The organism is Candidatus Arsenophonus triatominarum, assembly GCF_001640365.1.
Taxonomy (GTDB): Bacteria; Pseudomonadota; Gammaproteobacteria; order Enterobacterales; family Enterobacteriaceae; genus Arsenophonus; species Arsenophonus triatominarum.
Window position 1 is genome coordinate 1 of the sequence record NZ_LWMI01000024.1, and the last position, 16,040, is coordinate 16,040.

A 16,040-nucleotide genomic window follows, 5' to 3' on the forward strand; every position below is an offset into this window, starting at 1 on the left:
CTTATTAATTTCTAAGATTAATTTATATGAAACTGAAAATCCAACTGAATTTATTGCGTTTGTAAAACTATTTGTGAATCAGTGTTAGATACTACACCTATTGGAGCTGCATTTGTAGCTTGTGATTGACTAGAAATCACAGTGTGAACATCAAAATCAATGATTTTAAATCCTTCGGGGGCGTCTATGGATACTCGTCCATCTGGGTTAACGGGTTTAAGTTTCCAACCTTTCATAATACACATTCCTTTGCCTAAGTATCTGTATGCTGTACCCGAATCAGGCAAAAAGCAGGGCTCTAAATATTTATCATTAATTACGTCTATATTCACCCAATTATTTGGTGATAGTCTTCGAATATCGCCAGTATAAATACCTGTATTAAAGAAAAGTACCCCACTAGATGAATCTTGATAACTAAGATATGCCGAATTGAAGACCTCCCTTGATGCATCCATTTTAAATTTTTGACAGTTAATCGTCCATGAGACATAGAATAAAACAATGAATTATTACCAGATGGAATTGTTAATGGCTGTTCATTACCTGTAAGTAATGACATCGAATGCCAGGGCCATTTTTCCCCGTTGAATTAACTATATCTTTTTGCTGTGCAAATGACTCTGATATCTCAAGAGCAGCATTTTGCAAGAGTACGTGAATTCCTTCCCATGCTTCAATTCCTAACCTCATGTTATTACCATCACCATTCAACATTGTCACCGCAATTGCTGTCTCGTTTGTACTATCATAGTTCCCCTGACCTACAACTGCTCCCTCAATATAGCCAGTAAATTCAGAATAACCACAACTTCTCAATACAAGGCCAAAAGGACACGCATCAATTTCTACTCGCAAATTAAAACTTGTATTTCCATTATTTGGAGGAGAAAGATTCTCAGGCGTTGGTGTCACGGGATCTGCATAAAAACCCTTATGACATGAGTCTATGCGAATTGTACCTTTTGTTCCCCAGCATGAATATCCAAATACCCCATACTCACAGTCATTGACGGTAACGTCTATTTCAGCCTTAATAGCATAATTAAGATGTAATCCGATTCTGCCAGTACTCTTAGTGGAGATCTTCTTGGTAATCCATACGTAAGCTTAAATCCTTTGAAAACCACTCCGCGTATAAATTCATCTGCACTACCTGCTGTTGTAGCGTTCATTACTCTTACGAAGCAGTCTTGTCCGAATGGCGGTGAGACGACATTAATGGTACGCTTTATTGTTGTGCCTCCAGAGTCAGTTTGTGGGTTGATTCCAGCTTTCCATTTTGAATTTACACCTATGCTTAAATAGTCGAATTTAAAATGATATTGAGCATATGAAGGACAATTAACTTCTGTCTTCCCTCTAGCATAATTCTCTGCTGCTTGGCATGCCGCCCAGTCAATGGTTTGATCTAATGAAGTTACGTGAGGGTAAACCGTTTGTGCTTCTTTTTAATGTCTTAAATCGCTCAGATAGCGGGTGGACATTACCATCACCAATCGCACCAAATTGTTCAGGCGTAACATAATGCAACATCTGTTGCAGATTACCCGATGGCTGGACACCTATCATTGATGCACCATCGGGTTGTTTAAGCTTACCTTTAAATTGGTCAGGATCGTACTTTAGAATATTTGGAAAATAGAATTGTTGCGCACCATGGCTGTCATACACAACCATTGAATGACCTTCTACTGTGACAAACTTGGCAATTTGACCGTTGTAAACTGGATAGCCAGCTTGATTGATGATAATAGGTTGTGCAACAGGGACATGTGATCCGTCTTCATTCTCAAGATATACCTGAATCTGGTTCTCTGGGATGGTGGGATCCCTATCGATTTTACCGATGTAAACCTTACCATTGCTTGCAGCAGCAAACTTTCTTCTTAAGGTGAATAATTGGCTTGGCATACTCACGACAACATTAGGCATAATATCTGACATTTTTTCTCCAGATAGAAATGAGGTGTATATTTATTAAATAATGGGATTTATAAAACTTTTAGATAGGATTGTTATTCGTTGTTGTTACTTTTTGTCATTCCACTCATCGTAGCAACAAACCCAAGTCTGGCCATTTGCTGGAACTCTTCACGACTCAGCGTATCACGAAGTCTCATTACGGCTTTATTTTTAACAAAGCGTCTTTCAGCAGCTTCAATGGCTGATTGACTCGCTCCAGCATTAACCGCTTTAGTTGCTTCCTGAATAGCTTTCTCTATTGCATATCTGCCACTACGTTTACTGGCTAAATTGGCAATACCAGAATACAAAGCAGAACTCGCTAAAGAACCTAATACAGAACCAGTTACTCCAGCTCCTGCATAGCCAGCAATAGCCCCAACCGCTTTATTCTTGAGTGGGTCAGAAATAATTTGTAATATTTTTGGTAATTCACCATTGAGCGTTTTCAGGACGGGAACTGATCTTCCTGTATGTTCAATGCTTCTTAAAGGTTTTGACGCCGCTTTTGCTAATAAGCCATAAGCTTCTGTCAGTCTTCCAAGATCGGGTGAATATTGTCTAATCACATTAATGTTTTGTGGTGTAAGTATTGAAGCAATATGTGAAATTCCCGCGCCTTCTGATTTACCCCCTCACACCTTGTGATGCTGCATCCTGCAATATTGATGCTATCGTTGGTTCATGTTCATCCTTTGGAACAGATTTCATTATTTTATGAAAATCTTTTAAACCTTTTTTCGATGCTTTGTAATGCAGAAACGCCTTTTGTGATTAGCGCATCATTTGATAGGTCTCTTCCAAAAATAGCTTCAGCATCTTTTTGGGCGGTTATTCTTGCCTTAGATAATTCATTAGCTTTCGTCCAGTCTTCAAGAAAACCACCTGTTGTGCCATTTTCTGCATATCTTGTGTTATGGCTTGTCTAACTTCTCCAGCACGTCTGGCCATTTGCTTCACCTCTACGGCTATATTTTTCTGCTGCATCAGAAAATTTAGCTCTCCATGCTTTCATGCCATCAAACGTAATTCCCCTTTTTTATAAGCAGAAACAAATTGCTTCATTTCAGATGATAAAGGAACGCCAGCAGAATTTTCAGCTTGAACAACCGCATTGGCATTAGCCATTTTCATCTTTTGATTTGGCATTGTAGATCTAACATTATTCCAGGCTTTCCACTCTGCCTCTCTCATTTCATCTAGATTGATATGACTCTTCCTTTAATCGCTGCGCTTTTTTCTGATGCCGTTCAGATTCTGCACCTAATTCCTCTAAGTTTTGTTCAACTTGCTTTTTATTTCATCAAATGCTTTCATGTGAGCATCTTGCACAATTCCTGGTGTTGAAGATAAAACTCCTTCAGTTTGCGCAATGCCTGTACTACCTGAACGCATACCTGGCGTTAAAGCATTAATGTCAATACCCGTAACATCAGCTGCTTTAGCAACATCCGGATCTATTTTGGCGGCTTGTTCTGCTATTGATTCTCGTCCTGCTTCAGATCTGGCTAATTGTACAATATCATTGCCGTGTTAATTTCAGTTGATGCCTGGTGATGCTGTACGTTGCACAACTGCATTATAAGCTTTACCTAATAGCGGAGTAATCGCTCTCGTTAATCCACTACCAGCAACCCCAATACCCAAATCAGTCGCTAAATTTTGGCCATTATCGCGCTGACTATTCTGTGCTAATGCCCCTACACTATTTTCAGCCACCATATCCGCTAATTTAGTTGCACACGCTCCAGTCTTCCCGCGTTGGTAACAGACCTAATGCGGCTGCTGTTCTTTCTGCGCCAACACCAGGAATAAGATAAGGCCAATTTCAGCACCCAATTTGGACATATGGATCTTGTGGTTTTAAATTATCAGGTAACTCTAATCGCTGTGTTGGTGTATAAGTACATCGCCAATTCCTAACTGATTACCCGCCCACGAAGCTCCTGACATAAAAGCATCGGCAATTTCAGGGATAATATTCGCTACATTAACACCTGTTTGCAAAAGTCCTTTTCCTGCCTCAGTAATCAGGATTACTATCTTGGTTTTGAGTAGATCGTCTTTGTTGAATTAATCCAGCAATTCGTTGAGCGCCAGTCTTATCGCCTGCTGAATCCGCATTTCTTAATGCAGTAAAAAGCTGTTCTTCTGAATAATCATTGATAGCCATGATTACCCTCGATAAATATTTATTTAATAATTCATCATCTGAAATATTTGAACTATCAACATTCATCTTTTCGTTAGGCTCATCTTGCTTAAAATCCGGGTAATTTGCTTGAAGTTAGCATTCAGCCTATTTTTGCTAGTATTTGCGTTTTTTATAATATTCTGCAATGTTTTTCTGAGCGCTTCTGGCGACTGTTTTTCACTCAAATTACCCAGTGAATTCTGCAATGAACCAAATTCTCGGTTAGTGGTATTCCCTAATCCAGCGGCACCATTGGCTGACAATTCTTTCATTGAGCTTAATGTTTGCAGTCCTATTTGATCTTTCAAATTGCTAATCTGTGCCGCTAAATCTGCTCTGACAGTACCAGGAATATTTGGCATTATACTTCCTGCCCAACCGTCCATTCCAGATAGGGATTATCCAATATACTTTGCGCTTGTTGTGCCAATCTGTCTGCGTTGTCATTAATTGTATCAATGCGTTTTCTATCATTAATCGGGGCGACACGTTTTTTTTCAGTTGCTTCATCTATCTTTGTTGATTAGCCGCAATTTGTTGCTCTAATGCTTGTTTTCGCAATTCGTTAGTCGAATTTTGTGCTTGTCGATCAAGTTTCTTGTTCTCAAGTTCTGCTCTTTTTATCTCTCTATCCAAGGCTGCATTTTGCGCAGAAATATTTTGACTTCTCATTGTTAAAGACTCACCTGCTCGGTTGCTGCGTTCTGTTTCAGCAAGTTTACCTCTGTCAATGTCACGACCTTCTTGTTTATCTTGAATATCAAAATATTTTTCTGGACCCAATGCATGCATACCAATTAAATCAGTCATCTGATCAAACTGTTTTGGGTCTTGCTTGTAGGATAAAAATGCTTCTTCTGGTGATAATCCCATCTGATTTAATATCGGTGCATTTTTCTGTAATGATGACATCAGTGATTGATCACCACTTTTTGCAGCAAGACGCAAATCCATGGCTGCTTGTCCAATAACCTGATTTCTGTCCTGGTCAATAAAACCCATCCCTTTTTGAATGCGTTCAATTTGTTCAGGATGAGCCACAGCAAGTTGCTTCATTGCGTCGCGATCATTAGCCGCATAAGCCGCACCGAAAGATTTCATAAAATCCGCTTCTGATTGCTGTTTTTCTCTTGCCTGCAAATTGTCATAAATTGAACCTATACCCTGTGCAAGCATAACACCCGTATTAGGACGTTCAGCATATTGTGGTACTGCTGGCAATCCTAGCCCTCCCGCAGTTTGATTCGATATTTGCATACTGGGTAATCCAGCAAGTTGAAACGCCGCCATAGAAACTCCAATTAAAATAAACTACCCAGTGCACCTAAACCACCACCAATTACAGCTCCCCATGGTCCGCTAATACTTGCGCCTGTTGCAGCTCCTGCCATGCCACCACCTAATGCTCTCTGCCATCCAGAAGGGCTACTTGCCGAAGCCGCATTTGCTGCTCCAATGTTCTGTAATAATTGACCGACATTATTAGCGTAATTTTGACCTGCTGAAGCTTGTCCGGTTGCTGCATTCATGCCAATGCCAACTAAATTACCGTAATTTTGCATCTGATTAGATAGAAAATTCTGCCCTAATGCTGGAGCGATAGATGCTAATTGATTACCTGTTGCCGTCGAACCTAAACCACCTGTCGCTTCGGCGGCATTTAAACTTTGGTACCTCGCTTGACTAGCCAAATCATTAAACTGTTGCGAATTATAAAAATTGTTCAATGCCTGTGCCTGTCCCTCTGGCGACATCAAATTTTGCAATTGATTTAACGCTGGCACCCGACTCCCATGTATGGCGTTAAATTTTGCATTACACGTTGCCATTGGTCTCTTTGTAGATCTATTGCTTCACGTGATGCCCTAGCTTGTTCGCTTGCGCCGTTATCCCCACCGCCTCCACCCATCTTCTAACTCCTCTTTTGTTACCTGATACATTGTCATATTGATTTGTTGATTACCTGCCGTTAATGCATTATCAATCACACCGACTCTTCGCATGTTCATTAATTTGCAAATAATTTTCCCCCACGGGGTTTTTTCAGGAACATACGTAATCACGGTTGAAAAATTGATATTATCCACCAACCATTTTGAAAATTTTTTTGTGGCTTCTAATGCATATTTTCCTCGAAAACCTGGATCAAACACAGGATGAATTTCAATTAACTTGTTGCGAATAAATTCTATTGAAAAAAAACCAACCAGCATTAACCCTTCATAAACACCCACATAAAGCTGATTGTTCTTTAATTGATAATCCCCGTTATTTTCCATTGCATAACCGATCTTGCTTTTATCCATAAAAAACCGCTGGAATTGTTGGATATTGTCAATAACTTTAATTTCCATCAGTCAATCAACCCGTGCGATCTTAACGCGTCTTCTAGTGCCTTGATGCGCTGGCGGGATGCGATTAATGCATTAGCCAATGCATCAATTTCATCTTTTTTATACTTTTTTCCAATTGCGAAGGATTGATCTGCATCAAAAGCGTTCTTCAATGGAGTACCGATAGCGGGAGTAAATCCAATAACACGCTGACCAACCACTTTTGTACCGTTAACGGAATAAGCAGTGTTGACATTGAGGGATGATGATAAATTTTGCTGAGTCACTCGACTCAAGGAGACGTAATCAACGATAATTTCGGATACTTTGCCATCCAAGTCTTGTATCTTTATTTTAAGTCCGTTAACGTCGTTCTCAATATTAAGCACCCGAACCTCAAGACTTGCTAAACCCTCCTCAGTTTTTGTTATCCTTTCCTCGTGATTCCCAAGGATAATATCTTGCTCTTCATTTTTAAGTTGCGCAGCATAAGCTTCATATCCTGAGTCGTTAGCTCTGTTAACGACTTTGCCTATATCCTCGGCACCACTTAAAACGATCCTACGATAAGATTCGCTGAAATTTGAAGGAAGGATATCAGGGGTGATATATGAACCTTGGACGCTGATTGGCTCCTTTAATCCTGGATTTGCATATTGATTCGTCATTGTTCAATCCTTAGCGACATATTCGATAATGTCACAGGTGATTTAGTGATGATACGTATTTTAAAACCAATATTTTTTCTAACTCTGCCAATTCTTCGCCAAATAACTCGCTGGTCATAACGAAACGGGGAGTTTTGCTCTATTAATTGCTCTCTGCCATAATTGATGCCGTCTGTTGTTGCGGACAGAAATAATTTATCTGCAATTTGAGCAACACCAGTCGAAGATTCCAGTTCAAAATCAAATAATCTTGCATTGTCAGCTTTTATCATTGGTGTATAAAGAAGGTGTTCTGTCGATTGTTCGTATTGACTTGATGCGTCGAAAACTAAATTACCGATAATTCCTTCTTTCTTGTCACCCGCTGTGATTTGATTTCCATAGAACATAAAATCAATCGCACGATAGGGATTGTCATAAAGTCCTGATTTCAGTATCGACCATTGATTATTTGCAGAAATATCGAAACAAAGAGTATGCTTTGAAAGATGAATAATTAATAATTCATGATTATCAAATTTAATTGATTCCATAACTGATTTAGACAATTCATCAGCAGAATAATTACTGATGATTTTATCAATAGTAGCCGTTGATATTTTGTTTTTTTCACCTGAACCTATAATATAAACTGATGGTTGACCAATAGAATGATGACTAATAATTGCGTAATTGTCCTGATAACGACATTTGCAATTACGACCTGCAATACCAATCTGAATCATATACGCTGGTTGAGCAATATAAATGGGTTGTGAAGTATCAGAAGAGCCAGTTAACGAAAAGTATTCAATCGTAGAAGAACCAAAACAGACTATCATGTCTCGCCATGATGCAACTGAAACTATCCCATCAGGTTGCGATTCAGCGCTGTAAAATGTGTATTAGTCTTAACTTAATCCGACAATTCTGATTTAAAAAAGAGCGTTACCGGTTTTAATTAACATCATTAGATAATTAAATAAAAGGTAATTCTATGTATCAAACAAATAATCCTATCATCAAACATAAAGTCGGGTTACTTAACCTCGCTGAAGAGCTTAATAACGTCTCAAAAGCCTGTAAGATTATGGGGGTATCCCGAGATACGTTTTATCGCTACCAGGAACTTGTTAACGATGGTGGGATAGACGCTTTAATTAATCAAAATCGACGGGTGCCTAACGTAAAAAATAGAGTAGATGAACAGATTGAAAGCGCTGTAGTCGAGTATGCGATTGAATACCCTGCACACGGTCAACACCGCAGTAGTAATGAACTAAGAAAAAAAGGCATTTTTGTTTCGGGGAGTGGCGTTCGCTCTATTTGGCTGCGCCATAATCTCGAAAATTTTACAAAACGCCTAAAAGCGCTTGAAGATAAAATCGCAACAGAAGGAATTATCCTGTCAGAATCACAAATCAGTGCTCTAGAAAAGAAAGCGCAAGATGATGAAGCCTGTGGTGAGATTGAAACAGCGCATCCAGGTTATCTGGGTTCACAAGATACTTTTTATGTCGGTCATTTAAAAGGCGTTGGTCGTGTTTATCAACAAACTTACATTGATACTTACAGTAAAGTCGTTCATTGTAAGCTTTACACAACAAAAAGCGCGATAACGGCGGCAGATTTATTAAATGACAAGGTTCTCCCTTTTTATTCCCAGCATGGGTTACCGGTGTTACGTATACTGACGGACAGAGGCAGTGAGTATTGTGGTAAAGTTGAACATCACGATTATAAACTTTATCTCGCTATCAATGATATTGATCATACAAAAACTAAAGCTCGTTCACCTCAAACTAATGGGATTTGTGAACGCTTTCATAGAACTGTATTACAAGAGTTCTATCAGGTGGCTTTTCGTAAGAAAATCTATAGGGCTTTAAATGAATTACAAGCTGATTTAGATAAATGGTTAGCGGAATATAATAACCAACGCACTCATCAAGGAAAAATGTGTTGCGGTCGAACTCCTATGGCAACTTTACACGATGGAAAACAACTTTGGAGAGAGAAAGATTTAAATCAAATTTAACCTGACAGGTACTGTATAAATAACCGGCAACTGTCAGATTAAGTCTGAGCTACTACATAAAATGGTCTATATCTATCAGGTTTTGATTCATCTTCAAGATCAGTTATGCCAAATCGATTACCCCCTTTTTGCAAAAATACATAACGACTTCTATTGTGACAAACATCAATAACTTCGCCTAAGTTGTATTGCGGATATCTTTCAATAACTTCTGGCACAGTCTGAATCATTGCAAATTCTGTAGAATCAGTGGTGGAACTATTCATCTTATAAGTTATTGTTATTTTTCCCCCTATTCGCTTAATTCCTTCCACCAAAATATCCGTCAAATAAGGTTTATTTCCTCCAGGATTACTTTGCGATACACGTGATCCGAACTGAGATTCAGAAATCGTTATTTCATTTCCCTTTTTGCCATCAGATGATTTTGGAATAATTTTAAGGGATAAATATCCTTCAATATCATCTTTTGATAATGTCACAAAATCATCATTACCAGCTTTATGTTCCCATTTTTTTACTTCTCGTGTGTATCCTTTTTTGACAACAACCTCTTCTGGCCAATTTGATAATTCTTTTTCTTTCCCATCATAGTCATAGAACTTTAATTTTCCACCAAAGCAAATCGCTTGACTGTTTCCTGAATGAGAAAGTGAAACCCGATCAGTTCCAGGTATATTAGCAATTTGAATGCCATTAAGATAAAGCTTGTTACCACAGACTCGATAGATAGTGTTGTTTTTTGTATTAAATTGCACACCACGTGATATGCCGTTCACTTCCTGTTTTTTTTCAATACCAGGGAATGATCTTAAATAACCCGCAGCATTAAGCACCTCTTTAGGTGTTGCCAGCATATTTACGGGTAATGCATCAATATAATCTGCGGTCTTGACATCTTTAGCTAATCCTTTAGCTAGCGGAATCTGCATTTTTGGCATGGAATCCCCTCTCAGCATAATAGCTATCAGCGCCTAACGAGGAGTATTTATTACCTTGACCAACAGGCATATCACCCCGCCTTTCTATTGGTGGAACACTGAGCGTGTCAATAAGAAGCGCATCATAGGAGGCGGCGGCCGACGCTTCTTGTCTCGGGGTAGGCTCAATGCAATAATCCGATAACATTCTCAGCATCAATTGATAACCAATAACCTGTTTATATTTACGAGGAAGACCTGACGCATCATCGGCTGCGGGTTGTTCATCTAATGAAAACTGATAGCCCAAATCCCCAAATGTAATTTGTAACTCTGCCATCAAGTCTTCAAGGTCAGTAATACTATCTTCAAACGATTGTGGTTCTACCTCTGTGTTAGTCGCATCTGAGGCAATACCCGCCTTACGCAAAGCAAACAGAACAATCTCACCTTTAGTTAACGGCTTTCTCATCTTTAGTGCCCTTTTCTTTTTTAGGCTCATTAGATTTTTCAGGTGTTTTTTTAGGTTCCTTTACTTCATCAACAGATGAAACAAAGCCCATTTTTTTGAAGACAGGGAAATCCGCTGCAACAATCACTGCCTGAACAAATCCAGCTTTATTATCCGACCAGACGAAAACGCTTTTTCTTTCCATGAGTAACCTCAAATAAAAAAAAGGGAGCCAACGCTCCCATATTGTTACGAAGATAATCAAGCATTGCCAAAAAATTGGCCACCCATATGTGGATTAAAACAGACATAGGCAGGTAATAAATCAAAACGCATCATCTGTTTATTTGCATCCCCATCAGCATATTTGTGTACACGAATAGAGAAACCCTCATAACTTGCGACTGCTGAATCAATGCTATGTAATTTTGGCAAGGGGATGGTTCCTAACCCACAGAAAAACTTATTGTAAAAAAGATTAGGTTTCATCTGTTGTTTTGCAGTTCCTATGATAGAAACGGCATCTCCTGCCTTAACTTTTGCATCAACGGCATTGTATTGGGCATTTTTTTCATCATAAATTGGAACACCCGATAATTTGACAGTAACATCACCAGAAGATGTAGAGTCAGTCTCTTCCAGCACTGTTGCTGTAAAACTGATTGCTGTCGATCCGTTATATAACGTTTGCTTACTTTGCTGATTTAACCAGTGAGTAGACGTAAATTTAAGCTGATCACCGGCTTTTAAAAAACCTGTCTTACTCGGTGTTGCTCCAGTTAATGTTATCGTAAACTGGTAGGAATCCTTAACAGAAAGATAATCAACGTTAGGCGCTGTTTTCACTGTGATTGTTCCGTCAAAATCCCCTTGCTCTCTTGATGCAAGACCATTAGACATTAATGCACGGATCCCCCCAAAATTACCTGTTATTTGCGCGTTTTCCCAAGCTGAACGCACTAAAGGTTCAGCGGAGATAGTAGTTTGTGCATCGGCAAGCCGTTGGGCTGACCACGGATCCATGACGGCGTAGTTTTCACTGGTTTTAATGCCAATATCTTTTATGAATGAGGCCGTTTGAGCCACATCTGACCATTTCTTTATCGGTGTATTCGGTGAGCCTAGCGATAGCGCACCATTGTTCATCATGAAATGGGCTAATTCTGTTTCAAGATCAGTCACCATACGCTCATGAATCGGTGATAGAATTTGTTCAAGCTGATTAAGCTTTAACGCTTCTTCAATTTGTGTCCATTCAACAGCCACCGTGATGTATTTACCGACTTTGCCTGTCGCTTTGCCAGAGATAAGACCATTTTTATCTTTCCCCGTAATGTCACCTGTCTCTGTTCTTTCAGACTTGAATTGATGCGGACGCTTAAAGCTCACACTGTCGCCCGTGTTTGAGTTTATCTCACCCGATAATAATTGCCTGTCAACGGTTTTACACAAAACAATATCCGACATAAAACCGGGTAAGAATTTTTTTAAAACGATTTGACTAATATTTGAGTCTAGATTATTTGCCATTTTTTTACTCTTATTCAATAATTGCACCTGGGCACAATTTGTTAAACTCATCGGATTTCACGTTTCCGGCGCCACCTTTTAGCTCGGGTTCAGGCTTAGGTGTTTTTTTAGGTTTGGGTGCCAGTTTTACCTTCTGGCTAATTTGACCTAACAGAAACGCGGCTCGGATAGGATCATTCTCAGCGGTAAGCCGCTGGCGTAATGCTTTGTTTTTTCCAAGTGCATAGGCGATAAGTTCTGTTCCCTCATCAGCAGCATGAATTAAAATTTCCTGTTGTAGTACTGGAACTTCTGAACGTACAACCTCTTCCATCTCCGTATAATCTTTTACGGGTAATTTAGCTGCACGTTGTTGATGGGATTTTAAACGCTGAATAAATCGTTCCTGAACTTCTTGTTGCTGCCTTTGCTGCGCTTGTTTTTTTTGTTCGACATGGCTTTTTTTCTCATGCCAATCTGTCAGTGCTTTTTCATAGACTTCTTCATCATAATCACATGATTCCAAGGTGGGTTTAGCAGGAATAACGTTATCATGATTCACTGGCGATTGATAAGACTGCTTGGTTGTCAATTCCTCAAGCTGTCGTTTCAAATCGCGATTTTCTTTCTGTGTTTCTTTAAATCCTTTTCTAAGTTCTTTAACCCACTTAGGAGCTGGCTTTCCTTCAATTGAATCATCGTCATCAGCCAGCGAGATTTCTTCATCGCCGATCTGCAAGGAGTAATCTTGTTCCTGATCGACGTTCTGATCTGGTTTTACTTCAGATGATTCACCAGTCACAATTTCAGCATTGTCAGTGGTGTTACTCTCACTAACTTGCTTTGTTTGTTCTGTTGTTTCTAGCTGTTGTCGTTTCTGATTTTCAGACATAGGTACAGCCTGACCATCAATGATCAGTTCGTTTTCCATCTATTACCCCTTAACTCTGCGAGAAGTCCGCAGGAGACTGTTGGTTATTTTGTGATTGAATAGTTTTCGCAACATCTAAGCTTTGCTTATGCTGCATATCGGTTGCTTTTAGAATTAACTCGGCATCTGCTCGTGATGAGTCGCCTTGTTCTTTCTGGAATTGATGTAACATTTTTAGCGCTTCTCTAATTTCAGAGCGCTTTGTACTATCAGCAGAGGCAAGAATCTGAACAACTTTGGCTTCTGCTACTCTAGCCTCAGTCTGAGCCTGAAAAGCTTTAACCTGAATAGACAACTCTTCGTTCTTCGCTTTCTGAACTTCAGCTTGCCCTTGCATCAATACCCCTTGAGCGGCTACAAGTTCAGCATTAGGTTGTTGGGCTTGCTGTTGAGCCTGATCAACAACTTGGGCTTCTTCTGCATTACGAGGCTTAACAACGCCTTGAGTTAATAACTGCTTGCGATTGTAATCTTTGAACTCGTCGAGCCCTTCCCCGTCCATATTGTCTAGAATAATCCCCTGAACAACTGCACGCATTGGGTCTTGCGGTAACATTCCAGCCAACAGATTAGTCAGAACTGAAACAGTAGCATCACGTCTCGCTGTATAAGATGGCCCCACATCAACGGTGACATCATAACGCCCCGTCGATAAGTCATTCATCGCTACCACTTGTCCTGTCTGCTTATCTTTGATGGCAACCGACATTAACGCTATATCGTCCGTACCATCATCATTAACAATACGGACTTCTCTGTCTGAACCATAGACTTCACGTGCCATCGATAACCAAACTTCACCTGCTCGCTTAAGACTTTTGGCCATGTTATCAAGGTAAATAAATGAGGACATATCAGAACGATGCATCAGATTATTAACCGTCTCTTTAGCTATATTGCTTGGCATTTGTTGCATAGCCTGACTTGAACCGGTTACTTCCTGAATATCACTACTGGTTTGTTGTAATAATGCCGCCATTGCCTGATTGAGTGGCTGCGGTTGGGTGTATCCTATTGGCGTTGGTGGCGCAATAATATTGCCTTGTTTGTCAACAATCTCATTTAATGGTAAAAAAGCGGGTCTGTTCTTATTTCTAGTTTCCCAATATTTCTCCAGTTTTTTTATCTGACTTTTACCAACAATCGGAATTGAGCCCGTATCCTGAGTCGCAGAATCTGCCAGCATCGACACTTGTAAGTTATACAACCGTTGTGCATCCATGGCTTTTGCTATATGCCCCTCAACTCGCTCAATATCATCGATAAACCACCGCTTACCATAGACTGGAATTAACGGAATATGATCACCTGGTATTCGTTGAGCTTTCTCGAGGAATCCATCACCATCAATCACTGAGACATAAACATGTTTGCGCTTTATGGTTCGCCGAGCTTCCTCGATAAAGCCTATGTCTTCAAGATCATCCTGAACAAGTTGAAGTTGATCACTGTCATAGGTGACTTTTTCATTAGTGAAGGGATTGCTAAAACTAATAACATCGACGGATTCTTTTTTTACTTCATAATACTTGGCAATATAAACAACATCATTATCAAACCAGTCATAATCCCAAGTTTTCTCAATTCTGCTATCTAACGTCGACGGATCTTTATTGTATTCAGTTTTGTATTTATCAACTGACAGTGAATACATACAGAAAGCCCATTCAGCATCAGACTTATCATATTTCTTTGCGTCAGGATCAAACCAAACGGAGCGGGCAGGATCGTATATTGGCTCCAAGCGAATACGCTGTCTTTCATCCATGGGTTCAAGTTCATTGACTAAATTTGTCGTCAGCCTGAAACAACCAAATCCACCTGTCGCTGCATCATCGAATGCATTATCACATGCCTCACCACCGTCGGTTTCTTCGTAATCAGCACGAAATAACCCATTTAATTTATTGGCTAATTCTTCGCTAGCTTCCTTGTCACCAGGCCTAAATTTCACCGTAATTCGATTATTGCGATATTCGCTAATTATTCTGTTTAATTCATTAGATATTTTATTGATTTCAAATTTGGGATATTTCTCAAAATGTTCTTTTACTTCAGATCCAGCGGCCGTTGCGCCTTCCCATTGCCCACCAGGAACTCGCGCAAATCTTGTCGCCTCAATACATTTACTTCTTACTTCTTTTTGCGATAAGTGCGCACGGTCAAATCTGAGCATAATTTGCTCATGTCTTTTATGTAATGTTTCAGCCATAATTACCAACTAGAAGATGAGGGAACGAATATTTCAGTGTCTTCTTTTAAACGAATGGGATTAGCAAATGACATCATGAGAGGGTATCAGCCATATTGGGTGATTTTATTCCTTTTGATCTCATCTTCTCTTTGCTAATCAATTGGATTAATCGATTACCCGCGGTGCGTTTTCGTTGTTGTTTAACCAATTCAGACTTAAGTTGTGATAGTTTTTTTATTTTTGATGATAGGCTTATCAACTCATCCGGATCGATATATTCTCTCTTTTCAACTGCGCGCCAGGTTTTATAAAATCTATCTGCCAAATAAACCCATATTGCGCGCGTTTATTTCTAAACGTATCACGGTTAGTTCTGTCATCATTATTTGTTGATGAAATATATTCACCATTCCCTGGAACATATATTTCATTAGGATAATCAGGAGAATCACCAGCGCCAAAGCCAGTTACAACCATCTTATTACCATCGTTACTCTGTCTTAGATGAGTTTTTACTGTACCCGCACCTAAACCAATGTTGTCATAAATAAAATCATCAGCTCGATAGTCAAATGCTTCATCAAAAGCCTAATATAGCTAGGCGACTTAATTTTGATTACAGCATATGTATTAAAAACAGGTCATCGATAGTGCATCCTGTTTCCATCTTTTTACGTTTAGCTTGAGACCATTTATGTTCTATAGGATTTAAATCTGGTGAATACACAGGCAAATATTCTATCTGGTGTCCTGCGTTTATAATTGCCTGTTCAATATTCTTACCTTTGGTGAAAGCTAGCGTTGTCCATAAAAATAACAGAATTTTCAGGAAGTTCTGGGAGCAATATTTTTGTGATC

19 protein-coding genes and 4 pseudogenes are annotated in these 16,040 nt (G+C 39.4%); 2 read left to right on the forward strand and 21 right to left on the reverse strand.

Annotation, left to right across the window (positions count from 1 at the left end; all coding sequences use genetic code 11):
* Positions 1-50: 50 nt before the first annotated feature.
* The 4 genes and pseudogenes from AYJ55_RS19375 to AYJ55_RS19390 form a co-directional block, all read right to left on the reverse strand.
* Positions 51-236 carry a hypothetical protein gene (locus AYJ55_RS19375; protein WP_187153335.1) on the reverse strand — a complete coding sequence of 62 codons (186 nt, stop codon included), beginning with the start codon at positions 234-236 and terminating at the stop codon, positions 51-53.
* 292 nt (positions 237-528) lie between these two features.
* Complete coding sequence (locus AYJ55_RS19380; protein WP_162505744.1) at positions 529-858, reverse strand: hypothetical protein; 330 nt, start codon at positions 856-858, stop codon at positions 529-531.
* A gap of 576 nt (positions 859-1,434) precedes the next feature.
* A pseudogene (locus AYJ55_RS19385) lies at positions 1,435-1,947 on the reverse strand (phage head-binding domain-containing protein); the annotation flags it as partial.
* 71 nt (positions 1,948-2,018) lie between these two features.
* Positions 2,019-2,534, reverse strand: a complete 516-nt coding sequence (locus AYJ55_RS19390) for a hypothetical protein (RefSeq protein WP_063657653.1) — start codon at positions 2,532-2,534, stop codon at positions 2,019-2,021.
* A 75-nt stretch (positions 2,535-2,609) separates the two neighbouring features.
* Between AYJ55_RS19390 and AYJ55_RS31115 the strand changes: the two genes are divergently transcribed.
* Positions 2,610-2,894 (forward strand): hypothetical protein, encoded by a 285-nt coding sequence (locus AYJ55_RS31115; protein WP_187153336.1) that lies wholly within the window; start codon positions 2,610-2,612, stop codon positions 2,892-2,894.
* An 82-nt stretch (positions 2,895-2,976) separates the two neighbouring features.
* Here the strand turns inward: AYJ55_RS31115 and AYJ55_RS31120 are convergent, their stop codons facing one another.
* From AYJ55_RS31120 to AYJ55_RS19435, 9 genes and pseudogenes are all read right to left on the reverse strand, one after another.
* Positions 2,977-3,159, reverse strand: coding sequence for a hypothetical protein (locus AYJ55_RS31120; RefSeq protein ID WP_063657654.1), 183 nt, complete (start codon positions 3,157-3,159; stop codon positions 2,977-2,979).
* 345 nt (positions 3,160-3,504) lie between these two features.
* Positions 3,505-3,684: a hypothetical protein gene (locus tag AYJ55_RS19400; protein ID WP_162505745.1), complete on the reverse strand. Its 180-nt coding sequence runs from the start codon at positions 3,682-3,684 to the stop codon at positions 3,505-3,507.
* A gap of 304 nt (positions 3,685-3,988) precedes the next feature.
* A complete protein-coding gene (locus AYJ55_RS19405) occupies positions 3,989-4,204 on the reverse strand; it encodes a hypothetical protein (RefSeq protein ID WP_063657656.1) in 216 nt (71 codons plus the stop codon).
* Entirely contained in the window at positions 4,201-4,521 is a 321-nt protein-coding gene (locus tag AYJ55_RS19410; RefSeq protein WP_063657657.1) for a hypothetical protein, read from the reverse strand. The genes AYJ55_RS19405 and AYJ55_RS19410 overlap by 4 nt, the downstream gene beginning before the upstream one ends.
* Positions 4,522-4,669: 148 nt before the next feature.
* Entirely contained in the window at positions 4,670-5,449 is a 780-nt protein-coding gene (locus AYJ55_RS19415; RefSeq protein WP_162505746.1) for a phage DNA ejection protein, read from the reverse strand.
* An 11-nt stretch (positions 5,450-5,460) separates the two neighbouring features.
* Positions 5,461-6,068 (reverse strand): annotated as a pseudogene (locus AYJ55_RS19420) (DNA transfer protein).
* Complete coding sequence (locus AYJ55_RS19425) at positions 6,046-6,513, reverse strand: DUF2824 family protein (RefSeq protein ID WP_063657658.1); 468 nt, start codon at positions 6,511-6,513, stop codon at positions 6,046-6,048. The pseudogene AYJ55_RS19420 and the gene AYJ55_RS19425 overlap by 23 nt, the downstream one beginning before the upstream one ends.
* On the reverse strand, positions 6,513-7,160 hold the full coding sequence (locus tag AYJ55_RS19430; RefSeq protein WP_063657659.1) for a hypothetical protein: 648 nt from the start codon (positions 7,158-7,160) through the stop codon (positions 6,513-6,515). The genes AYJ55_RS19425 and AYJ55_RS19430 overlap by 1 nt, the downstream gene beginning before the upstream one ends.
* Positions 7,157-8,035 (reverse strand): annotated as a pseudogene (locus tag AYJ55_RS19435) (packaged DNA stabilization protein); the annotation flags it as partial. The pseudogene AYJ55_RS19435 and the gene AYJ55_RS19430, both read right to left, overlap by 4 nt.
* 101 nt (positions 8,036-8,136) lie before the next feature.
* On the opposite strand from AYJ55_RS19435, the gene AYJ55_RS19440 reads away from it, so the two are divergent.
* Positions 8,137-9,177: an IS481 family transposase gene (locus AYJ55_RS19440; RefSeq protein ID WP_063657660.1), complete on the forward strand. Its 1,041-nt coding sequence runs from the start codon at positions 8,137-8,139 to the stop codon at positions 9,175-9,177.
* Between the two features lie 38 nt (positions 9,178-9,215).
* Here AYJ55_RS19440 and AYJ55_RS33735 read toward each other — a convergent pair whose 3' ends face one another.
* The 8 genes and pseudogenes from AYJ55_RS33735 to AYJ55_RS19480 all read right to left on the reverse strand — a co-directional run.
* A complete protein-coding gene (locus AYJ55_RS33735; protein ID WP_063657661.1) occupies positions 9,216-10,118 on the reverse strand; it encodes a packaged DNA stabilization protein in 903 nt (300 codons plus the stop codon).
* Positions 10,090-10,569 carry a packaged DNA stabilization gp4 family protein gene (locus tag AYJ55_RS19450; RefSeq protein WP_063657662.1) on the reverse strand — a complete coding sequence of 160 codons (480 nt, stop codon included), beginning with the start codon at positions 10,567-10,569 and terminating at the stop codon, positions 10,090-10,092. Before AYJ55_RS19450 ends, AYJ55_RS33735 begins: the two co-directional genes overlap by 29 nt.
* A complete protein-coding gene (locus AYJ55_RS29830) occupies positions 10,550-10,753 on the reverse strand; it encodes a hypothetical protein (protein WP_063657663.1) in 204 nt (67 codons plus the stop codon). Before AYJ55_RS29830 ends, AYJ55_RS19450 begins: the two co-directional genes overlap by 20 nt.
* Before the next feature lie 56 nt (positions 10,754-10,809).
* Positions 10,810-12,078, reverse strand: coding sequence for a P22 phage gp5 family major capsid protein (locus tag AYJ55_RS19460; protein WP_063657666.1), 1,269 nt, complete (start codon positions 12,076-12,078; stop codon positions 10,810-10,812).
* A gap of 10 nt (positions 12,079-12,088) precedes the next feature.
* On the reverse strand, positions 12,089-12,988 hold the full coding sequence (locus AYJ55_RS19465) for a hypothetical protein (RefSeq protein ID WP_063657664.1): 900 nt from the start codon (positions 12,986-12,988) through the stop codon (positions 12,089-12,091).
* Between the two features lie 10 nt (positions 12,989-12,998).
* On the reverse strand, positions 12,999-15,200 hold the full coding sequence (locus AYJ55_RS19470) for a portal protein (protein WP_063657665.1): 2,202 nt from the start codon (positions 15,198-15,200) through the stop codon (positions 12,999-13,001).
* A gap of 73 nt (positions 15,201-15,273) precedes the next feature.
* Positions 15,274-15,731: pseudogene (locus tag AYJ55_RS36390) on the reverse strand (terminase large subunit).
* 67 nt (positions 15,732-15,798) lie between these two features.
* Positions 15,799-16,040 (reverse strand): transposase (locus AYJ55_RS19480; protein WP_187153337.1); only part of this gene is annotated, 242 nt, incomplete at its 5' end.